The organism is Mesorhizobium sp. M0074 (assembly GCF_040322975.1).
Lineage (GTDB): Bacteria > Pseudomonadota > Alphaproteobacteria > Rhizobiales > Rhizobiaceae > Mesorhizobium.
The window spans coordinates 152,729-173,470 of sequence record NZ_JAMYUM010000004.1 but is presented as its reverse complement, the minus strand read 5'-3'; the positions used below and the strand labels follow the sequence as shown (position 1 = coordinate 173,470).

Annotated in this window: 16 protein-coding genes and 1 pseudogene; 10 read left to right on the top strand and 7 right to left on the bottom strand. The window is 61.1% G+C overall.

What is annotated here, in order from left to right; all coding sequences use genetic code 11:
- Positions 1-83 precede the first annotated feature (83 nt).
- From NKJ73_RS07725 to NKJ73_RS07695, 6 genes and pseudogenes are all read left to right on the top strand, one after another.
- Positions 84-1,033: pseudogene (locus NKJ73_RS07725) on the top strand (AEC family transporter).
- A gap of 191 nt (positions 1,034-1,224) precedes the next feature.
- Positions 1,225-2,682 (top strand): NAD-dependent succinate-semialdehyde dehydrogenase, encoded by a 1,458-nt coding sequence (locus NKJ73_RS07720; RefSeq protein ID WP_352454576.1) that lies wholly within the window; start codon positions 1,225-1,227, stop codon positions 2,680-2,682.
- An 80-nt stretch (positions 2,683-2,762) separates the two neighbouring features.
- Complete coding sequence (locus NKJ73_RS07715) at positions 2,763-3,788, top strand: aldose epimerase family protein (protein WP_254818213.1); 1,026 nt, start codon at positions 2,763-2,765, stop codon at positions 3,786-3,788.
- Between the two features lie 335 nt (positions 3,789-4,123).
- Positions 4,124-6,052, top strand: coding sequence for an adenylate/guanylate cyclase domain-containing protein (locus NKJ73_RS07710; protein WP_352568919.1), 1,929 nt, complete (start codon positions 4,124-4,126; stop codon positions 6,050-6,052).
- A 1,315-nt stretch (positions 6,053-7,367) separates the two neighbouring features.
- Positions 7,368-9,104 (top strand): adenylate/guanylate cyclase domain-containing protein, encoded by a 1,737-nt coding sequence (locus tag NKJ73_RS07700; protein WP_352568918.1) that lies wholly within the window; start codon positions 7,368-7,370, stop codon positions 9,102-9,104.
- 99 nt (positions 9,105-9,203) lie between these two features.
- Entirely contained in the window at positions 9,204-9,614 is a 411-nt protein-coding gene (locus NKJ73_RS07695) for a GNAT family N-acetyltransferase (protein WP_352568917.1), read from the top strand.
- Positions 9,615-10,113: 499 nt separating this feature from the next.
- On the opposite strand, the gene NKJ73_RS07690 is transcribed toward NKJ73_RS07695, so the two are convergent.
- The 5 genes from NKJ73_RS07690 to NKJ73_RS07670 form a co-directional block, all read right to left on the bottom strand.
- The gene (locus NKJ73_RS07690; RefSeq protein ID WP_352568916.1) at positions 10,114-10,968 is read right to left on the bottom strand and encodes a phosphorylase family protein; all 855 of its coding nucleotides are present in this window, start codon (positions 10,966-10,968) and stop codon (positions 10,114-10,116) included.
- Positions 10,969-11,048: 80 nt separating this feature from the next.
- Complete coding sequence (locus NKJ73_RS07685; protein ID WP_352568915.1) at positions 11,049-11,840, bottom strand: ABC transporter permease; 792 nt, start codon at positions 11,838-11,840, stop codon at positions 11,049-11,051.
- A complete protein-coding gene (locus tag NKJ73_RS07680; protein WP_352568914.1) occupies positions 11,833-12,720 on the bottom strand; it encodes an ABC transporter permease in 888 nt (295 codons plus the stop codon). The genes NKJ73_RS07685 and NKJ73_RS07680 overlap by 8 nt, the downstream gene beginning before the upstream one ends.
- On the bottom strand, positions 12,717-13,754 hold the full coding sequence (locus NKJ73_RS07675; protein WP_352568997.1) for an ABC transporter ATP-binding protein: 1,038 nt from the start codon (positions 13,752-13,754) through the stop codon (positions 12,717-12,719). The genes NKJ73_RS07680 and NKJ73_RS07675 overlap by 4 nt, the downstream gene beginning before the upstream one ends.
- A 127-nt stretch (positions 13,755-13,881) precedes the next feature.
- Positions 13,882-14,922 carry an ABC transporter substrate-binding protein gene (locus NKJ73_RS07670; RefSeq protein WP_352568912.1) on the bottom strand — a complete coding sequence of 347 codons (1,041 nt, stop codon included), beginning with the start codon at positions 14,920-14,922 and terminating at the stop codon, positions 13,882-13,884.
- A gap of 146 nt (positions 14,923-15,068) precedes the next feature.
- Here NKJ73_RS07670 and NKJ73_RS07665 point away from each other — a divergent pair, with 146 nt between their 5' ends.
- Positions 15,069-16,118: a LacI family DNA-binding transcriptional regulator gene (locus NKJ73_RS07665; protein ID WP_352568911.1), complete on the top strand. Its 1,050-nt coding sequence runs from the start codon at positions 15,069-15,071 to the stop codon at positions 16,116-16,118.
- A gap of 12 nt (positions 16,119-16,130) precedes the next feature.
- Here the strand turns inward: NKJ73_RS07665 and NKJ73_RS07660 are convergent, their stop codons facing one another.
- Complete coding sequence (locus NKJ73_RS07660; RefSeq protein WP_352568910.1) at positions 16,131-16,715, bottom strand: TetR/AcrR family transcriptional regulator; 585 nt, start codon at positions 16,713-16,715, stop codon at positions 16,131-16,133.
- 107 nt (positions 16,716-16,822) lie between these two features.
- On the opposite strand from NKJ73_RS07660, the gene NKJ73_RS07655 reads away from it, so the two are divergent.
- The 3 genes from NKJ73_RS07655 to NKJ73_RS07645 all read left to right on the top strand — a co-directional run bounded on the left by NKJ73_RS07655 (position 16,823) and on the right by NKJ73_RS07645 (position 19,679).
- Complete coding sequence (locus tag NKJ73_RS07655; protein WP_352568909.1) at positions 16,823-17,638, top strand: oxidoreductase; 816 nt, start codon at positions 16,823-16,825, stop codon at positions 17,636-17,638.
- 86 nt (positions 17,639-17,724) lie between these two features.
- Positions 17,725-18,672: an alpha/beta fold hydrolase gene (locus NKJ73_RS07650; protein WP_352568908.1), complete on the top strand. Its 948-nt coding sequence runs from the start codon at positions 17,725-17,727 to the stop codon at positions 18,670-18,672.
- Between the two features lie 5 nt (positions 18,673-18,677).
- Complete coding sequence (locus tag NKJ73_RS07645; protein WP_352568907.1) at positions 18,678-19,679, top strand: NADP-dependent oxidoreductase; 1,002 nt, start codon at positions 18,678-18,680, stop codon at positions 19,677-19,679.
- Here NKJ73_RS07645 and NKJ73_RS07640 read toward each other — a convergent pair.
- Entirely contained in the window at positions 19,672-20,601 is a 930-nt protein-coding gene (locus NKJ73_RS07640; protein WP_352568906.1) for a sugar kinase, read from the bottom strand. The two genes, NKJ73_RS07645 and NKJ73_RS07640, sit on opposite strands and share 8 nt — an antisense overlap.
- Positions 20,602-20,742: the final 141 nt, after the last annotated feature.

Sequence of the window (20,742 nt, the reverse complement as noted above, 5' to 3'; positions counted from 1 at the left end):
TCCGAGCGGCCGGATTGTTGGCCGGTACATTCGCGAGGGAAGGGCGATTGCGCCGCCGCCGGGGCTCGCCTATCACGGGAAAAATGTCTCCGCTTACCGAAACCGTCCTCTTCGTCTTCAGTCTCGTCGGGCTCGGCTATCTTGCCGGGTTGACCGGCTATTTGAAGCCGGCGAGCGGCGAGGGCGTATCCGAATTCGCCATCAACGTGGCAATGCCGCTTTTGCTGTTCCAGACCATGGTAAAGGCCGATTTCCACGGCGTGGCGCCGTGGTCGCTATGGGGCGCTTATTTCGCGGCGGTGGCGCTTACCTGGGCTGCCGGCCATCTGGTCATTACGCGCATCTTCGGGCGGGACGCCCGCGCCGGCGTCGTCGGCGGCGTGTCGTCGTCCTACTCCAACGTCGTCCTGCTCGGCGCGCCCTTCATCATCGGCGTGTTCGGGCCGGCGGGGTCGAAGTGCTGTCACTGCTCGTTTCCATTCACCTGCCGGTGATGATGATGGCCTCGATCATCCTTTTCGAGATGTTCGGCCGCGGCGGCAGCGAGCCTGTGCATCCGCTCCGCGTCGTCAGGAGCTTTCTCAGGAGGGTATTCATCAATCCGCTGATCATCGGCATACTGGCCGGGCTGGCGTGGCGCTTCACCGGTGCGCCGCTGCCGGTGCTTGCGACGCGGCTGAGCGACGCGCTGGCCGGCACGGCCGCCCCGGTGGCGCTGTTCGCCATGGGGCTCAGCCTGCGCCGTTTCGGCATTTCCGGCAATGTAAGGCCGGCGCTGGCGCTGTCGGCGCTGAAACTGTTCCTAATGCCGGCGCTGGTTCTCGGCCTGGTCTGGCTGATCGGCCTGCCGCCATTGACGGCCAAGGTGGCGGTCATGGTTGCGGCGTTGCCGTCCGGCATCAATTCCTATCTCATCGCGGTGCAGTTCAACACCGGCCAGGCGCTGGCGTCGAACCAGATGACCATCGCCACCGCCTGTGCGGTCGTGACCACTGCGTTTTGGCTGACAGTGGTCGTCCATGTTTTTGGATAAGAGCCCGGGTTTTTGGATAAGAACCCGGCTGCATCGCCTCTCGCTTTGGCTGGCCCAAACCCTATATGCCATCTTGTGATTGCTTGCGGGGCTTGCCCTGGGCTAAGAGCAGTGGCTCTAGCGATGCTATCGCGCACGTCCATTCACGAAATCAGCGACCGGCCCGCCAGGTGCCGAACGGAGGCGAGATCATGCTTCAGAAAACCAGCCATTTCATGCGGCAGGCCAATCTCATCAATGGCGAATGGGTGCAGGCCGATTCAGGCCAGACGGTCGACGTCAACAATCCTGCCACCGGCCTCAAGATCGGCACCGTGCCGAAGTCGGGCAAGGCCGAGACCCGCCGCGCCATCGAGGCCGCCGACGCTGCCTTCAAGACATGGCGCAAGACCACCGCGCTCGAACGCTCGAAGCTGTTGCGCAAGCTGCACGACGCGATGATGGACAATCAGGACGTGCTGGCCGAACTACTAACCATCGAGCAGGGCAAGTCGCTGTTCGAATCGAAGGGCGAGATCGGCTCGGCCGCGTCCTACATATTGTGGTTCGCCGAGGAAGGTCGCCGCACCTATGGCGACGTCGTGCCGTCGCCCTGGGCTGACCGCCGTATCCTGGTGACCAAGGAACCGGTCGGCGTCGTCGCCGCCATCACGCCGTGGAATTTCCCATCCTCGATGCTGGCCCGCAAGCTTGGCCCGGCGCTTGCCGCCGGCTGTACCGCCGTGGTCAAGCCGGCGTCGCAGACGCCTTATTCCGGCCTTGCCTGGGGCGCGCTTGCCGAGGAAGTCGGCTTCCCCAAAGGCGTAATCAATATCCTGACCGGCGCTGCCGGTGAGATCGGCGACGAGATCTGTGCCAACCCGCTGGTCAAGAAGATCACCTTCACCGGCTCGACCGAGGTCGGCAAGATCCTGATCCAGAAGTCGTCGGTGACCGTCAAGAAAGTGTCGATGGAGCTCGGTGGCAATGCGCCGTTCATCGTCTTCGACGACGCCGACATCGAGCGGGCCGTCGCCGGCGCCATCACCGCCAAGTACCGCAATTCCGGCCAGACCTGCGTCTGCACCAACCGCTTCCTGGTGCAGGCCGGCATCTACGACCGGTTCGTCGAAAAATTGGCTGCTGCGAGCAACGGACTGAAGGTCGGTTCCGGCCTCGAAGACGGCGTCCAGCAGGGGCCGCTGATCGACGAAAAGGCGGTGGAGAAGGTCGAGGAGCTGATTGCCGACGCTACCGCCAAGGGCGGCAAGGTCGTCGCCGGCGGCAAGCGCCACGCGCTCGGCGGCTCGTTCTTCCAGCCGACGGTGATCGCCAATGCGACGCCGAAGATGCGCTTCATGAAGGAAGAAATCTTCGGCCCGGTGGCGCCGGTATTCAAGTTCGAGACCGAGGAAGAGGCCGTAGCACTCGCCAACGACACCGAGTTCGGCCTGGCCTGCTATTTCTACACCGGCGATCTCGGCCGCGCCTTCCGGGTCATGGAAGGGCTGAAATACGGCATGGTCGGCGTCAATGAAGGGCTCATCACCACCCCTGAAGCGCCGTTCGGCGGAGTCAAGGAATCGGGCCTCGGCAAGGAAGGCGGCCATCAGGGCATCGAGGATTATCTCGACACCAAATATGTCTGCATCGGCGGACTTGGTCTCTAGAAGCCCGATGCGGTAATACCGAAAACGATCCTGGGCCGCTTCGAAAGGCCAGGCTGGCATCGAGCAACGAACTTGCGAGCATGGCGATGAAGGACGGCGAGGTTTTCGGCACGACGCAGGCGGGCGAGGCCGTCCGCCGCTTCACCATCCGGGGCGGCGGCCTGACCGCCAACATCATCGGGCTGGGTGCGATCATCCAGGATCTGCGTCTGGCCGGGCACGACGCGCCGCTGGTGCTCGGCTATGATCGTTTCGAGCACTATGAGACGGACACCGCCTTCTTCGGCACCGTCGTCGGGCGCTATGCCAACCGTATCCGCGACGGCCGCTTCACGCTTGCTGGGAAACGCTACCAGACCGAGCGCAATTTCCTCGAAAAGCACACGCTGCATGGCGGTTCGCAAGGTTTTTCGCGCCGGGCCTGGGCGGTTTCGCTGCATGGCAGGGATTTTGTCACGCTGACATTGCACGACCCCGACGGCACGATGGGCTTTCCCGGGGCGCTCGACGTGACCTGCACCTACCGGCTCAAGATCCCGGGCACGCTCAGCGTCGAACTGACCGCCACCTGCGAGGAGCCGACGCTCTGCAACCTCACCCAGCATTCCTATTTCAACCTGGATGACGGCGGCGCCGGCGACATTCTCGATCACCGGCTGATGCTGAATGCCGGCGCCTATCTGCCGGTCGACGCGGATCTCATTCCGACAGGCACGGTAAAGCCGGTCGACGGCACGCCCTTCGATTTTCGCCAGGCGCGGCCGCTGCGCATGGAGACCGAGGGCGAGCAGCTCCCTTACGACCAGAATTTCTGCCTCGCCTCGACGCGCGGGCCGCTGAAGCAGGCGTCGTGGGCGCAAGGCGCGAATTCCGGCGTCGAGATGGAGCTCTGGACCACCGAGCCAGGTGTCCAGCTCTATACCGGCCAGTATCTGGCACCGTCCTCGCCTGGACTGGGCGGACGCCAGTACAAGGCCTTTTCGGGCTTCTGCCTGGAGCCGCAAATCTGGCCGGATGCGCCGAACCGGCCGTATTTCCCGCAAGCCACGCTGTGGCCGGGCCAGATCTATCATCACGTGACGGAATACCGGTTCAGGCTGCCTTAGGGCATGACCCCCGGAAACCGGCATGGTTTTGCTGCGCTGACCTCCGGTTCGGAAAGGATCATGCAAAATTCAAAGTGTTATAGCGTCCTTTGCGCGTCCAATGACGCGCGGCGCTCTGGAGTCAAAACGCAATCACTCTGAACGACCGACTTCGAACCCTCTCGGACCTTTGACGCCGAGAGCCCTGACGACGCAAGTTGACCCGTTGAAGACGTTCATCCGCACCCGGTCGAAAGTCAGGAACGGCTGACGAGCGGTCATTCACCGCGCGGCCAACGGCGCGTTCTGGCTCCGACGCTTCCATGGGTGTAGGGTTGTGCCATAAAGAGGCGCATATGGCGGTTCCCCCTCTCAATCGGAAGCTGCTGGCGATCCTGGCGGCCGATATGGTTGGCTACTCGAAGGCGATGGAGGCCGATGAGGCCGGAACCATTGAGCGATTGAAAACCGTTCGTTCCGAGGTGTTCGACCCCGCCATCTCCCAGCACCATGGCCGCGTCGTCAAGTTGATGGGCGATGGCGCGCTTGTCGCCTTCGAAAGCGTGGTCGACGCAGTCGCCTGCGCAGCGGAAATCCAAAGCGCGGCGGCCGCGCGCAATGAAGGTCTGCCAGAGCCTGAGCGCATCGTGTTCCGCATCGGGGTCAATCTGGGCGACGTTGCGCTGGTTGACGGCGATGTCTATGGCGACGGCGTCAATGTCGCCGCGCGGTTGCAGCAACTCGCTGAGCCGGGCGGCGTGATCGTATCGGGCACGGCCTTTGACCATCTGCAGGGCAAGCTTGATTTGCCCCTCGATTTCGCCGGCGAGCAGCAGGTCAAGAACATCAGCCGCCCCGTGCGGATGTACCGACTGAGGCTCGATGGCAAGCGGGTGCGTTGGACCTTACGCAAGGCGATGCCGCGCTGGACCAGGACGACTGCAGCGGCCATCGTCGTGCTGGCTCTGGCGGGTGGAGGGACCTGGTGGTTCTTTCAGCCCGCGCCGCTGGGGGCCAAGCCATCGGTCGCGGTGCTGCCCTTCAATAATTATGGCGGCGACGAGGCCACCGGGCGTTTGGCCGATGGCTTGACTGAGGATATCATAACCGACCTCGCGCGGTTTCCCGAACTTGAGGTCGTGGCCCGGAATTCGACGGAAGTTTACAAAGGCAAGCCGGTGGATGCCCGCCAGGTAGCAAGTGCGCTCCATGTCGGCTTCGTACTAGAAGGCTCTATCCAGCGGCAAAATGGGCGGGTGCGGGTCACCGCGCAGTTGATCGATGCACAAACCGGCAACCATCTTTGGTCGGATCGTTGGGACCGGCCTGCTGAGGACGTTTTCGCCGTCCAGACCGAGATCGCAGAGCAAGTCACCAACCGTCTGGGCGGCGGCGTAGGGTTGATTCAGGCGGCCGGGCGGGCCGCGGCCAAACGTAAACGACCTGAAAACCTGAATGCTTATGATTATTATCTGCTCGGGACCGAGAAGATTGAAAAGATCACCATAGCGGATGAGGAGGAGGCCATCGCGCTTCTCAACCGCGCCGTTGAGCTGGACCCCGGGCTGGCCCGGGCCTGGGTAGAACTTTATCATGCTCATGGTATATTGGCTGGCTTCGGTATCAATCCCGAGAGCGAGATCAAGGCGGCTGCCGATGTGGCCGAACGCGCGGTGCGGCTCGATCCAAGTGACGCTGAGGCACACGCCGTGTTTGGTATGAGCCTCAGCCAGAAGGGCGACAACGCCCGCGCCAAGGCTGAGCTGGACACGGCCCTTCGTCTAGCTCCCGGTTCGTCCGAAATCCTGACATTCTATACCGGCTTTGCGGCACGCTTCAATGAACCCGAACGCGGCGCTCAGATGGTCGACCAAGTAATGCGGCTCGACCCGAACTACCCGATGTGGACGTCCAACTTCTTCGCCCCTGCCTATTTTATGGCCGGCCGATATGAGGACGCGTTGAAGATGCTGGAGCGCATGACGCCTAACAACTACGACAAGTGGAAGTGGGTGGTGCTTAGCAGCTCCCTTGCGGCTCTGGGTCGAATGGATGAGGCGAATGCTTCGGTTAGGGAAACTCTCAAGCAGTACCCGGACCTGACCGTCGAGAGCATGATTAATGAAGTGGGCTTGAGCACTAAAGAGCGCAGCCGGTTTATTGAAACAATGCCGCTCGCCGGCTTTCCGGCTTGCGCCAAGCCCGAGGCGCTGGCGAAACTCGCCAAACCTGTGCGATTGTCGGAATGCGAGGCGGGGGAGGCGAAGCCTCTCGGGCAGCCATAGAACACCCCTGTGCAAAGAAAGGCGAGGGCCGCTGCTCGCCAGCGCGCGAACGGCGCGCGTTGCCAGGAACGACCGCTGTGCATCGAAAGCGACAGTTCACTGGCCAAACGATGAATGGCGGCAAGTGGCGCTTAAATTTGGGTCCTTATCGGCTGCCGGAGAGCCAATCGCTCTCGAGTGCAGGCACTCCAGTGGAGTCCAGACGTTGGATTGGACCCTCGACCTCTACAAAAGCTCACTGAGCTTCGGGTCGGGCTACGACGGCATTCCGAAGCGATCGCTTCGGCGAGAAGTCGTCGTTCTCAATCGGGCGAAGGGGGAGACATCGGCGAAGACGGCATAAGGGAGGATGGGCCAGACCGAGCCGACGGAAAGGTCGTAGCCATTGGAGCGCATAGCGCCTGGCCGGGAGGCCGCCGCCAGCCAGACTTACGCGGCGCGTCGTTGAGCGAGGTGGAGACCCGAACGGGCTCGACGAGGGTCCACGGCGGTCACAATGTGGTGGTGGTGATCGCAGTAGACGCGATCCGGCGAAGTTGGCCCAGCACAAAAACGATAGCCGCCGGGTACTGACGGGTCTTCGCTCACCGGGAAGCGGCACTGATAGAGGCCTAGCTGAATGAGAGGGACGTCTCTCGAAGTTAGTCTGATATTTTCAGGCATGATGGTTTCCTAGTTCACAGCAATTGCCGGCTGACGGCCGCAGTGCGACCCGTCGGGGCGAGCTTCTCTCGTTTGGGAGGGCTACGGACCATATGGTGTTGGTAGCACCGTCAATGAAGCCCGACGCCCTGCTTCTGAAGCCAATAGTTTGCGACTTAAGGCCACACCCGCGAACGCATTGGCAATCTACCATCGTGTCCCCGAGGCACCCGCCCGCCGGTGTTTGTCGGCGGCGGGGCACTGGCTTGTGGCCCCCTATGAGACGCGCTCTGCCGACACCCTCGTTCACAGTCCGGACCACCTCATGCCGGGTCGCTCTAGCCGCCAAAACCCAAATCACTCTAAGACGACCGAGTTCCGACCCTTGCAGCGATCAGTTGCGAGCGTCGCATGACGCGATCTGACCCTGAGCTGCCCTTCGTCAGCCCATTTCACTGCCCGATAGCCGACATTCGCGGCAATCGGCACTGATCCCTTGCTGACCTTCTCCAAGACGATCCCCAAGGGCAAGTCGTGGCCCCAATGGGGACAATCGACAGGCGCGATCACCCTATGTAGCTGCTTGACGATCGAGCCTCGAAGTCAGCCTGATAGACTTTTGAAATGGGCGGCATAAAATTCGCTTTTCTGCTTTCAATGAAAGCAACGCGAAATGGCCGAAGAACGCGTCCAACGCCGCCTTGCCGCCATATTGGCTGCCGACGTGGTGGGCTACAGTCGACTTCTGGACCTGGACGAGCAAGGAACGTTGGCCGCGTTAAGGAGGAGGAGGAAGGAAATCCTCGAACCACTCGTCCGCGACCGTCACGGCCGTATTGTAAAAGTGATGGGTGATGGCGTTCTGGTTGAGTTCGGAAGCGCGGTGAACGCCGTGTCATGCGCCGTGGACCTTCAGAAGCGGATGGCGGCCGCAAACGAGGGTGTGACCGCCGACCGGAGAATCAACCTGCATATCGGCATCAATCTGGGCGATGTCGTTGTCGAGGACGGCGATCTGTTCGGCGACGGCGTCATTGTCGCAGTGCGGCTCCAGGCAATGGCCGGGGCAGGAGATGTCTGTGTGTCCGGCAGCGTCTACGACCAAGTCAAGCGGAAGCTCGATTGCGGCTTCGACGAACTTGGTCCGCAAGCGATCAAGAACGTCACCGAACCGGTGTCTGTCTACCGGATCCGGTTGTCGACCGCATCGGACGATGGCGGGCTCGCGGACAACGCGCCTCTGCAGCTCCCCGCCAAGCCCTCCATTGCCGTCCTCCCCTTTACGAACATGAGCAATGATCCGGAGCAGGAGGCATTTGTCGATGGCCTCACCGAAGACTTGATCACGGATCTGTCGAGGACAAGCGAGTTGTTCGTCATCGCTAGCAACTCGGCATTTGCATACAAAGGCAGGCACGTGGATGTGCGTCGCATCGCGCGCGAACTGGGAGTTCGCCATCTTCTTGAAGGTAGTGCACGGCGGGCCGCTGGACGGGTGCGTATCAACGCCCAACTGATCGACGCGATCGCGGGTGACCACCTTTGGGCCGAAAGATTCGACCGGAGCCTAGAAGATATCTTCGCCGTTCAGGACGAGGTGACCGGCAAGATTGTCGAGGCTCTGGTTGGCCGCCTGATCGCCGCGCCGGCGCGCAACAGACCGAGCAACCTGGAGGCCTATGATCTCTGTGTGCGTGCCCGGGCCCTTGGCCTGCAAACGGCGCTCACCGCGAAAGAGGCCATTTTGCTGCTGAACCGGGCAATCGCGCTCGACCCGGAATACGCGGAGGCGCACCGTTGGCTGGCACTCAACCTCTGGCTGGGCTGGGAGTTCTGGGACGAACCGATGGACCCCAACCGCACAAGAGCGCTCGCCGAAGCACAGCTGGCGGTCGAACTCGACCCGAACGACGCCGGGAACAGATGGGTATTGGGCGTCATACTGGGACATGAGAGTCGCTGGGTGGAATCGGATGCCGAATTCGATGCTGCCCACGAGCTGGATCCCAACCACGCCGACGCTTGGGCGATGCGGGCCGAGTTGACGACGGAAAAGGGGCGACCTGCCGAAGCCATAGAGCAGGTCCGCAGGGCACTGCGACTCAACCCTCACCCGCCCGGTTGGTATTACTGGATGTTGGGCCAGGCCCAATATGCCATGGGCGACTACGAATCCGCGATCCAAACGCTGCGCAGGCCCGAAACCTATCGCACGACTTCACGACGCCTGCTTGCAGCAAGCCTTGCGCAACTTGGCCGTTTGGAGGAAGCGCGCTGGGAGGCGAAAATGTTCATGATAAGCAATCCGCACTTCACTATCCGGCACTGGTCGGATTCGCAGCCATTCCCAGCCGAAGACGTGCGACGGCATATCGTGGAGGGCTATCGCATGGCGGGGCTGCCAGAATGACTGTCATTGGCTGTACCTTCGGCCTGCTGTCGACAGGCGTCCCAAGGCTGTCGCAGCAGCGAACATTTGGTCTTCTGACGGAACGAAATTCGCCATATCGTGCGTTTGTTTCGCCTCACGGTCACGCAGCTTGTCGATGATGGCACCTATTTCGTCGTGGAGCACGACGGCGTCCTGGCAGGGTGCGGTGGCTGGAGCCGGCGCACGACCATGTATGGTGGTGATCAGTCACCGGGACGCAACGCGGCACTGCTTGATCCAGCCACGGACGCGGCGCGTATCAGAGCCATGTATACGCATCCGGACTTTGTCCGGCGAGGCGTCGGCCGCCTTATCCTTTCGCTGTGTGAACGTGCCGCTAAGGCTGAGGGCTTCCGCCGTGCCGATCTGGCAGCCACGATGGCAGGAGAGCCGCTCTATCGAGCCTGCGGCTACCAACCCGCCGAGAAATTCGTCGATGACCATGGCGGCGCTCCGGTTCCGATCCTGATGATGAGCAAGACGCTCTGAGCTACGCTCAAAGGCCACTCGCTCGCGGCCGGCACTCGCTCCGGCCAGTATGGCAGGAGGAGGATGCTGGAGATTGAACCAGGCCATCTCGAACGAAACAGTACTTCGCCTGTACTTCCGCTCCATGGTCGAGTCGCGACCGACGTGGAGGTTTTCGCGAACGTCTCGAGATGGCGCACGTGGTAGGGTGGCGCGTTGAGTTTAACCGGATCAAACGACCATCCGCTTCGGGTCCGCATCAGGTCGTAGCGAGAACGACCGCAATGGTGAAGCGCCATGATTGTCAGCAAATGGCGCTCTGTGCTCATTCCCGCCGACTAATTCAAACGGCAAGTTCCGCCCATCTGGGCCATTGGCGGCAGCCAGTCTGATTGAGTTTTGACCCTAATCCTCAAACGCGGCCCTCAGCGTTTCGAACGTCGCAAACACGCCCAATGCAGCGCCCTCGGGATTCTTGGTCGGTGGCAGAGCTTCAGCTATCCGGCGCACCAAGGTCGTCTCAGAACCGGCTGGAGCGTTCTTTCGGCTGAGGCGACTTCAAGCCGTGACAGGAGCATTCCGGATCAGCGGGAAGTCGCGCGGCGGTCTCCAGCGCGACCCGCGAGGCTGTCATGGAGAGACTGGGCAGCACGTCCTCCTGCAGCAATTTCTGGCGATTGCGATCCATATAGTCGTTGAAGCCCGCCGTCACGAACGCGCAAGGCACGAAACACGCGCCGATCTCGCGCGACAAGGTCGCCTCAGGGGCGATGGAATGGTTGAGTACATCCGCCCCCATGCCCCGATATGCCAAGGCTTCGGCAGGCGTTGTCAGCCGGGGCCCATAACAATGGGCAGCCACCAACTGCTGTTCGATGCCATAAACGCGGCATTCGGCTGGCCAATGACGGCGGGCCGTTTCGACCAGAACCGCCGCACATCTTGGACACACGATTTGCTTGCCCGAACAGTCGAAGCTCTGGCGGTCAGGAAGCAGTGAAAACGGGGTCTGCGTCAGTTCGATGATGTCGGCGGCCACGACCATGTCGCCCGGCTGGATCGCCTTGTTGACGGCGCCTACAGTCGAGCAGGCGAGAACTTGCCGTACACCCGCCCGCATCAATACCCAGAACGCGCGGCGATGGCAGGAATGGTCGATACGGTCGCGGGGATTGCCGTGCGAATACATGCACAGCGCGCGTTTTGCTCTCCCTTCCGCTGTGATCGACGCATCGAACTCGAGCAGCTTCCAGTTGTCGGTGCGACCGAAAGGTGTTTCAAAACTCATGTCGCGCCGCAAGGTGCGCACACCATCGAATTCGACATCTTCCGGGAAGGCAAGCCCCCAGTTTGCCGACCCGGTGATGATGGCCAACCCTACCTGAGGGATGTCCGTCGAATGATCCGTCAGATCGTCGGCTGCATGGTAATTGGTGGGCATGTTTCCAGTCTCGGTCAGGATTTTTGGCGAAGGGTCACAATCAGGACCACGGCCACGACGATGACGGTCCACAATGTCGAGATCGCCGCAATGGTCGGATCGATCTGATCGCGCAGCGACAGGAACATAAGCTTCGGCATCGTGCTATTGCGACCACTTGCGATGAAGATCGAAATCACGGACTCGTCGAGCGAAGTCAGGAACGCCATTAATGTCGCCGACAGCAAGCTGATCCGAAGTTGCGGAACGATGATTCCGCCAATGGACCTGGCCCAGTTTGCACCGAGGCTGCGCGCCGCCTGAACCTGGTTCCAGTCAAAGCGGGCGAGAGCGGGTAGCAACACAATGCAGGCGACCGGAACGGCCAGCACCACATGTCCGACCAGCACACCGAATAGCGTTCCGATCAGATGTTGTGCGGCCAACACAAAGAAGAGACCGATCGCAAGCAGGATACCTGGGGTGATCGAGGGGGTCAGCAGGACGCTCTGGATGGCCGCAGCGGTCTTTCCGCCCAGCCGATTCATTGAAATGCAGGCGAGCAGCGCGAAAGGCACCGCGATCAACGCCGTCAACGTCCCAAGGATCAAACTCGTTCTGAGCGCGGCCATCCACGTTGCCGAGCCGAAGAAGTTCTCGTACCAGCGCAACGAGTAGGCGTGCGGCGGAAACTCGAGGAGATTCGACGCCGAAAAGGAAAGCGGCACCACCACGAGCGTCGGCAGCATCAGAAATGCCATGATAAGAGCGGCAAAGCTCCAGAGCAAAATGCGGGCGAGCCTGTTTTGCGGATAGGCTTCAAGCATGGGAGGCTTCCACGGTGTTCTGGGCCACCAGACGGCGTGCCGCCAGCAACATCACACCGATCAGCGCCATAAGTACGAGGAGCAGAATGCCCAGGACGCTTGCCGATCCCCAGTCCTGAAAGGTCGATAGTGTACGCTCGATCCGGGTAGAGAGCGGATTTACCTTGCCGCCGCCAAGCACCGCCGGCGTGATGAAAAAACCTATGGCGTAGATGAGGACGATGATCGAACCCGAGAAGATGCCGCCCGCCGAAAGCGGCATAATGACTGTGCGGATGACCTGCCTGAGAGTGGCTCCCATGCTCGCAGCCGCGCGAATGAGATTTGGGTCGATATCGCGCATCGCAGCATAAACAGGCAGCAGAAAAAGTGGCAGCATGTAGTGCACCATGCCGATGAGCGTTCCCGTGAAGTTGTAGACCAGCGGCAATGGCTCCGCCGTCAGGCCTGAACCGGTCAAAGCCGCGTTGATCAGGCCGTCGCGCCGCAAGAGCACGAGCCAACCATAGGTACGCACCAGAATAGAGGTCCACAGCGGCAGCATGACGAACGCCATGAGCACGTTGGCCAGCCTTGGTCTGATGCTGGCCAGAGCCAGCGCCAGAGGGGTACCGAGAACAATGCAGGCCGCCAGCGTACCCAAGGACAGTTCGAGGGTCGTGACGAGCGCCGACCATGTCAGTCCGCTCGAAAGGACCTTCTCGTAATTGCCGACGGTGTACTCACCCCCGGTGGTCAGGAAGGATTGCCGGATGATCCAAAGGATGGGCAGTATCGCCGCCAGTCCAACGATGAACAGCGCCGGGAGCGAAAGTGAAAGAAAAAACCGCCGCTCGCGCCGCGCATCCGCAGCGAGCGCCGGGTCCCGGACGACGATCACGCCATCGCTCCCGGTATCGCGTGAACCTTCGCTGCTGGTGCATATGCGGTCATCCGCTGACCGGCGGCAAGCTCGGCGCAGCCGCCGGCCAGCGCTGCCGGAATGCAGACAAGAACCTCTTGCCCGCCGTCAAGCGCCAGCGTCAAAAGCCAGTTCTCGCCGCGGAACGCTTTGGCGCGCAGTATTCCTTCGAGAGCCACTCCGTCTCCCCCGACGAGCTTCGCATCAAGATGGAAGCTTTCGGCGCGGATCATCAGAGTTTCGCGTGATGCTTCGGCGCCGTCGATTCTGCGCGCTGAGCCCGGGGCCACAATGTTGGCCTCGCCCATGAACTCCGCGACGAAGCGGGTCGATGGACGATCATAAATCCGCTGCGGCGTATCTATCTGCTGGATGCGGCCAGAATTCATCACCGCAATCCGGTCAGACATAATCAGCGCTTCGCGCTGGTCGTGGGTTACATAGATTGTGGTGATCCGTAGATGATCATGCAGACGCCGGATCTCATACTGCATGCTCTCGCGCAGGTTCTTGTCGAGCGCCGACAGCGGCTCGTCCATCAACATCACGCGCGGTTCGAAGACGATAGCCCGCGCCAATGCCACCCGTTGACGTTGGCCGCCGGATAGTGCGGCAATATTGCGCTCCGCCAGACCATCCAGCTTCACGCGGGCCAAGGTATCAAGCGCCCGCTGACGCGCCTCCGCTCTCGGTACCTTGCGCAGCACCAGCGGATACGCGACGTTCGCCATGACATTCATGTGGGGAAACAAGGCGTAATTCTGGAATACTATGCCGATGTCTCGTTTGTTGGGCGGCAGGCGGGTGATGTCTCGATCGCCCAAGAAAAGTTTACCGGAATCCGGCCGGACAAAACCGGCCAGAGCCATGAGTAACGTGGTCTTGCCCGATCCCGATGGCCCTAGCAGCGTGAGGAATTCGCCAGCCTGGATGTCGAGCGAAACATCATCCAGTGCGACGTAGGACCCATAAGCCTTGTGCACGCTTTCGATGGTGATCGCGAGCGACTTCATCATGTGCTCCAGCCTTGAAGCGCGTCGCGTTCGACTGGCTTCACGCGACGCGCTTTAGGTTCTTGTTTTCATGCATGTCGTTGTCGCGCGCTGCACATTTTTGCGCGACATGCGTTAGAGCTGAGAGTCAGCGGGCCATCATTTCATCGAAGGCTCTTTGGGCAGCCTCGCCATTCTTGACCCACCATTCTGAATTGGAAAACACCGAAGTGCCAGCATTTTCAGGCGCGGTCGCAAGGGTCTTCAGACGGTCCTCGGGAATAAGGCCACCCTCATATGCCGCAGGATTGACGGGGCCGTAGGCAATGAAATCGGTCAGCTTGGCAACCCGCGCGGGCTGCGTCATCGCTGCGATGAGTTTCATGGCGGCCTCCTTGTTCGGCGCTCCCTTCGGCACCCCAAGGCAGTCCGTGCCGATGACCGAACCCTTGAACGTGTAGTCAGCCGCGCCGCCATCGGCTTTCACGGTTTGGGCCCGTCCGTTCCAGGTAATGACCAAATCCGCCTCACCATCTTTCAGCAACTGCGCGGACTGAGCCCCCGAGGTCCACCACACGGCGACGTTTGGTTTGATCGCTTCAAGCCGCTTGATGGCGCGCTCTAGCCCTTCCGGCGTGCTGAGCACGGAATAGACGTCCGCCGGTGCCACGCCATCGGAGAGAAGCGCGATCTCGATCGAGTCTTGCGCATTGGCGCGCAACGCGCGACGGCCAGAAAATTTGGCAACATCCCAGAATTCCGCCCACGTCTTCGGCGGGTTCTCGCCATAGGTCTTGGTGTTCCACGACATGACGGTGCCATAGGAGTCAAACGGATAGCAGTAGTCGGACTTTGCACCTACCGGCACGGATTTCGGATCGATGATCTTGTAGTCGAGCGGCTCCAGCAGCGATTGTGCGGCCGCCTGGGCACCTTCCGGTGAGCCCAGGTGAATGACGTCGGTCGTGACCGCACCCGAGGTGACCTGCATCTTCAAGGCGGCCAGGCCGTCGCTTAGGGTCTCCTCGCGGACATCATAGCCAAGCTCTTTTGCAGCAGGGCCCCACATGGCTTCCTTCATGGCGTTACCATAATCCCCACCTGCGGTCGTGATGGTGACTGTTTGCGCATGAACGGGCAGGGCAGCCGAGATTGCGAATGCTGTTAAGGAAATGCGTAGCCAAGACATAGGTTCTCCTCCCCAACTTTATCAAACATCGCTCAAAAGAGCCATTATTTTGTAATCGTAACGTTACGATTGCATCTCAATGCGCTGGAGTCAAGCTGCTTCCTACGGGAGTTTCGATTGACCGGGATGTCGAATTCGGTAACGTTATGGCGGTCAGCAAATCAGCCGGCGCTTTCGCAAATGAAGTCGGGCGAACAATGGCCAATCTAAAGCAGATCGCCGCGGAACTTTCCCTCTCGGTGACCACGGTGTCCCGCGCTCTGAAGGATGGGCCGGAGGTGCAGCCCTCGACCATAGCCCGCGTCAAGGAGGCGGCTAAGCGGGTCGGCTATTTGCCAAATCATCATGGTCGCGCGCTCAAAACCGGTCGAACGCAGACGCTGACGGCAGTACTCCCGATGGAAACACGAGACCATCTGTCCGATTTGTTGAAGCTTCCTTTGATCGAAGGCATGACGCTGGCGGCGCGGCAAGCCGGTTATAGTCTGTCCATCTATTCCACCACTCCCGACGACGATCCCGTTGAGAGTGTGCAGCGCCAGCTTCAGGCGCGCAACGCAGACGGCCTGATCATCACGCGTCTGGTGTCGGCTGATCCGCGCGTCAAGCTGCTGCTGGACAAACGCATGCCGTTCGTCGCGTTTGGAAGAACCGACCTGGATATCGCGTATCCTTATGTCGATGTCGATAATGAACAGATTGCCTACGAGGCGACCCGGCGGCTCATGGATAAGGGCTGTCGACGCATTGCGCTGCAACTTCTCGTTCCGGAGGACCAGACGAGTGCCATGCGTCTTTCCGGGTATGGAAGGGCAATGGCCGAGGCTGGTATTCCGATCGACCAATCGTTGATCGGTCATGGCATGTTCACCATGGAATCGAGCGCAGGCTGGTTCGATCGCTTGCTGGCGTCATCAGATCCGCCAACGGGCTTGGCGTGCGCCAACGAACTGGGCCTTCTGGGAGCGTTGCACGCTCTCGGCAAGCGGGGTCTTACACCTGGCCGCGACGTCCACATCGTCACCCGTGACAGCACGCGGCTGGCACGCTTCCTGCCGGCAAAGATCGGAGTTCATTCCGTGGATATGGCGGGTGTTGGACGCAAACTTATCGAAGTCCTGGAGAGCCGGATCATCAATCCGCTTGGGCCGGTGGAGACAGTCTTGGTGCAAGGCAGATTCGAGCCGGCCGAATAATCCGGGCTGCCCTCAGGAGGCCACCTCGTCTTGAACCGGCCGGATCAGCGCCTTTGCGGCAGCTGCTCCCGCCGCTAGGATACGATCCGATAATTCCGTTCCTTCCACGGCGCGCGCGAGTTGGAGCGCGCCGATGAGCGTTGCAAACATGCCCAACGCAGCGCCCTCGGGATCGTTCGTCTGCGGCAGAGCTTCAGCTATCTGGCGCACCAGGGATTGAGCGCGCTCGGCATAGAGGGCTCGCGTTTCAGGCGGCTGCCGCGCGATTTCCGGCAACAACGCGGCCGAAGCGCAACCCTTTCCAGGATTGTCCCGGTGCTCGGCCGATAGATACGTCTCTATGGCCATTTCCGGACCGCCGGCGGCCAATGCTTCCTGCACTTGATGCGACTGCGCGTCCAAGGCCACCGCGACGCTTTCACGGACGAGCTCCGCCTTCGACTGGAAGTGCGGATAGAAGGCGCCGTTCGTCAGCCCGGCGTCGCTCATGATGGTTGCCAGCCCGGACGCCGCGATGCCGTCAGATCGAAAACGTTCGGCGGCGACCTCCATGATCCGGCTGCGTGACGCGTCTTTTCGGCCCTTTTCGTAGCGCATAGTCTTTCTTCCCTGTCCTGCTATTGCATTATGCTCATAATCTGATATTACTACCATAATTCAATTCGTGGAAATAAGCTAGACCTCTCGAACCTGGAACATCAAAAATGAATGGGAATTCTGAAAAGACCGCAATCGTGACCGGAGCCTCCTCGGGCATCGGCCGCGCCAGCGCCGAGGCCTTGGCGCGGGCGGGTTTCACTGTCTTCGGGACAAGTCGCCGCAAGACCAGTAATGGTCCGGGCGGAGTGACCATGCTGGCATGCGACGTGACCGATGATGCGGCCGTCAATGCGCTCGTTGCCAACGTGCTCGCGCAGACCGGCCGGATCGATCTCCTGGTCAACAATGCTGGTGTCGGTCTGCTAGGCGGCGCCGAGGAATCCTCGGTCGCACAGGTACAAGCTCTATTCGACGTCAATCTGTTCGGCGTCATGCGGATGACCAATGCGGTGTTGCCGTCGATGCGGCGGCGCGGCGAAGGGCGCATCATCAATATCGGCTCGATCCTGGGACTGGTACCCGCGCCATACTCAGCTCATTACTCGGCGGTCAAGCACGCGCTCGAAGGCTATTCGGAATCGCTCGACCACGAGGTGCGCGCCTTCAACGTCCGCGTTTCCGTCATCGAGCCGGCATTCGTCCGCACCGTCTTCGACCAGAACGGCATCGAGCCGGATTCGCTGTTGAAGGAATACGATCGGGCTCGAGCCGGGCTCAAGGCGCTGCTGGGCGATGTGATGCCCAAGGCCGATCAGCCGGAAGTGGTGGCGGATGTGGTTGTCAAGACAGCGACCGATGCCCGTCCGCGGCGGCGCTATACCGCTGGCAAGGCAGCGCGCCAGGTCAGCCTGCTGCGCCGCTTTGCCCCCGCGGGGATTTTCGACAAGAGCCTGCGCAAGCAGTTCCGACTGCCGGTCTGAACAACGGCGAGCCAGACGATTTCACGCACATGCGACTAGCAACTACGACACATTTGGCCAGGCCCTACGAAACGGAGGCGCCAAGCATGACACATAGATCCAATCGGTCGCCGCGTTCACCGGCGTTGTTCCAGGACGCGCCAACGCGCTCCGTCGATGTCGGCGGCATAGCTTTTGCGTACAGGGAACTCGGGCCTAGGACGGGCGTGCCAGTGATCCTGCTCAACCATCTGGCTGCTCAGCTGGACAATTTTGATCCGCGCATCGTCGATGGCCTCGCTGCGACCCGGCGGGTAATTGCCTTCGACAATCGCGGCATCGGCGCTTCGGGTGGCAAAACTCCGTCGACCATTTCCGGCATGGCGCGGGATGCAATCGCCTTTGTCCGGGCGCTGGGGTTCGAAGAAGTCGATCTCTTCGGCTTTTCACTCGGCGGCTTCGTGGCGCAAGAGATTGTGCTGACCGAGCCCAAGCTTGTGCGCAAACTCATCCTGGCTGGCACGGGGCCGGCCGGTGGGCAAGGCATCGACAAGGTGACGCCGCTGACGATCGTGGACATGATCAAGGGCGCGCTGACTTTTCGGGATCCGAAGTACTATCTCTTCTTCACAAGAACGACGAATGGGCGCCGCGCCGCAAACGCATTTCTGGAACGGCTGAAGGAGCGCCGGAATAACCGGGACAAGGCGATATCGCTGAGCGCGTTCGGCGCGCAACTCAAGGCGATCAAGGCCTATGGACTCCAGGCGCCTGAAGACCTGAGCACCATCCGCATTCCCACTTTGGTTGCGAATGGCGACCAGGACAGGATGGTGCCGAGCAGCAATACCTATGATCTCGCAGGGCGTATCCCGGGGGCGCATCTGGTTATCTATCCGGATGCCGGGCATGGCGGGGTATTTCAGAACTACGCCGATTTTGTCCCGAAAGCCCTGTCCTTCCTCGAGGCTGAGGCCTTGCCGCAGGGCGGCTATGCAGCTGAAAACGTTCGGCTTGTTTCGTCCCGAACAACAACAGACATTCTTAGAAAGTAACTGCCATGAAGGCATTCGTTGTCGATAAGTATAACAAGAAGGGCATTCTGCGGCTGGCCGAAATGCCGGAGCCGGAGCTCCAGGACAGCGATGTCTTGGTCGAGGTCCATGCCGCAGGGGTGAACCTGCTCGATTCCAAGATCAGAACCGGGGAATTCAAGCTCATCCTGCCTTATCGCCGGCCCTTCATCCTGGGCCACGACGTGGCTGGGAAGGTTGTTCGCGTGGGATCGAAAGTCCGCAAGTTCAAGGCCGGCGACGATGTCTATGCGCGGCCGCGCGACGGCCGGATTGGGACATTCGCCGAATTCATTGCCGTGAATGAGGCCGACGTAGCCTTGAAGCCCGAGAATCTCAGTATGGAAGAGGCGGCGTCGATTCCCCTGGTCGGTCTCACCGCCTGGCAGACGCTCATCGAACGGGCAAACCTGAAGAAGGGACAGAAGGTCTTCATTCAGGCTGGTTCCGGCGGCGTCGGGACATTTGCTATTCAGTTGGCCAAGCACCTCGGCGCGACCGTTGCGACAACCGCGAGCGCGGCGAGTGCCGATCTGGTCAAAAGTCTCGGCGCCGATGTCATCGTCGACTACAGGAAAGACGACTTCGAGAAAGTTCTGTCGGGCTACGATGTCGTCTTGAACAGCCAGGACGCCAAGACACTGGAAAAATCCCTGAGCGTGCTGAAACCGGGTGGCAAGCTCATCTCCATCTCCGGTCCACCGGATGCCGAATTTGCCAGGGAAAAGGGGCTGAACTTGATGCTGAGGCTGGCGCTGCGCTTCCTGAGTCGCGGAATTCGGGCCAAAGCCAAGCGCCGCGGCGTGCAGTTTTCGTTCCTTTTCATGTGGGCGCAGGGCGATCAGCTGAGCAAAATCACCGCTCTCATCGAAGCCGGCGCGATCCGCCCGGTTGTGGATCGGGTCTTTCCATTCGAAGCGACCAATGACGCCCTGGCCTATGTCGAAACAGGACGCGCTAAGGGCAAGGTCGTCATCAAGGTCAGATAGCAGTTGCCTCGAACGCTGCCCTCAGCGTCTCGAACGGCGCCAGGGCGCCGCGCACCTGCACGACGGCGGCGGCAACGCGATGGGCGCGCAGCACCGCCTCTGCCGGGGCATGGCCGGCAAGTCGGGCGGCGAGGTAGGCGCCGTTGAAGGAGTCCCCGGCGCCGGTGGTGTCGACCGGCGCGGCGACATGCACCGCCGGAACCGATTGCAAGGTTCCGTTTTGCGCGATCAGCGCCGGTTCCTCACCGTTCTTGACCACGACTTCGCCGGCCAGCTTTCGCAGCCGTTCAGCTGTTTTCTGCGGTGTCGTATCACCAAACAGCATCTGCTCGTCGGGAAAGGTCGGGAGCGCGATGTCGGCGACGGCGAGCGCCTCGAGGATCGCGGCCTGCGCTTCCTCGCTTTGGCGCCATAGCCGCGGCCGGTAATTGGGGTCGAAGGCAATCAGCGAGCCGGCCGCGCGCGCCTTGGCCACGGCCGTCAGCAGCACCGTGCGTGCGTCGTCGTCGAGGATTGCCAAAGTGATTCCGGAAAAATAGACAAGCGCCTGGTTTTCAAGGCTTTTCTGCAAAGCGGCTGGGTCCGAAGCCAACTGCCTTGCGGCCGCATCGGCCCGCCAATAGGTGAAAGAACGTTCGGCGCCGGTCAGCGTGATCGCATAGAGGCCGGGGCGGGCGCCCGCTATCACCGGGCTGGCGCCGATGCCGATGCCGCTCTCGGCCAGGAACTTGATCTGGTCGCGTGAGAACGGGTCGTCGCCGAAGGCCGACACATAGGTCGCCCGCCGCTCGCCGCTCAAGGCATGCAGCGCCCACAAAGTGTTGAACGTGTCGCCGGCAAAGCCCATGCGCCAGTTCGGCCCGGCCTGGCCCGAAAGCTCTAGCATGCACTCGCCGATCGAGGCGATGCCGTTTCCTGCCATGAAGCACTCCTCCATCCCTGCAATTGCGGTGCTGTAGCTTTTTGCAGCCGGCAGCGCCATGCTTGGCGACGGCGGATTCTTGCACTGGGCGCGATTTCCCACAGGGGCGTGGGACGCGATCTGCCCAGCGAAACGTTATCC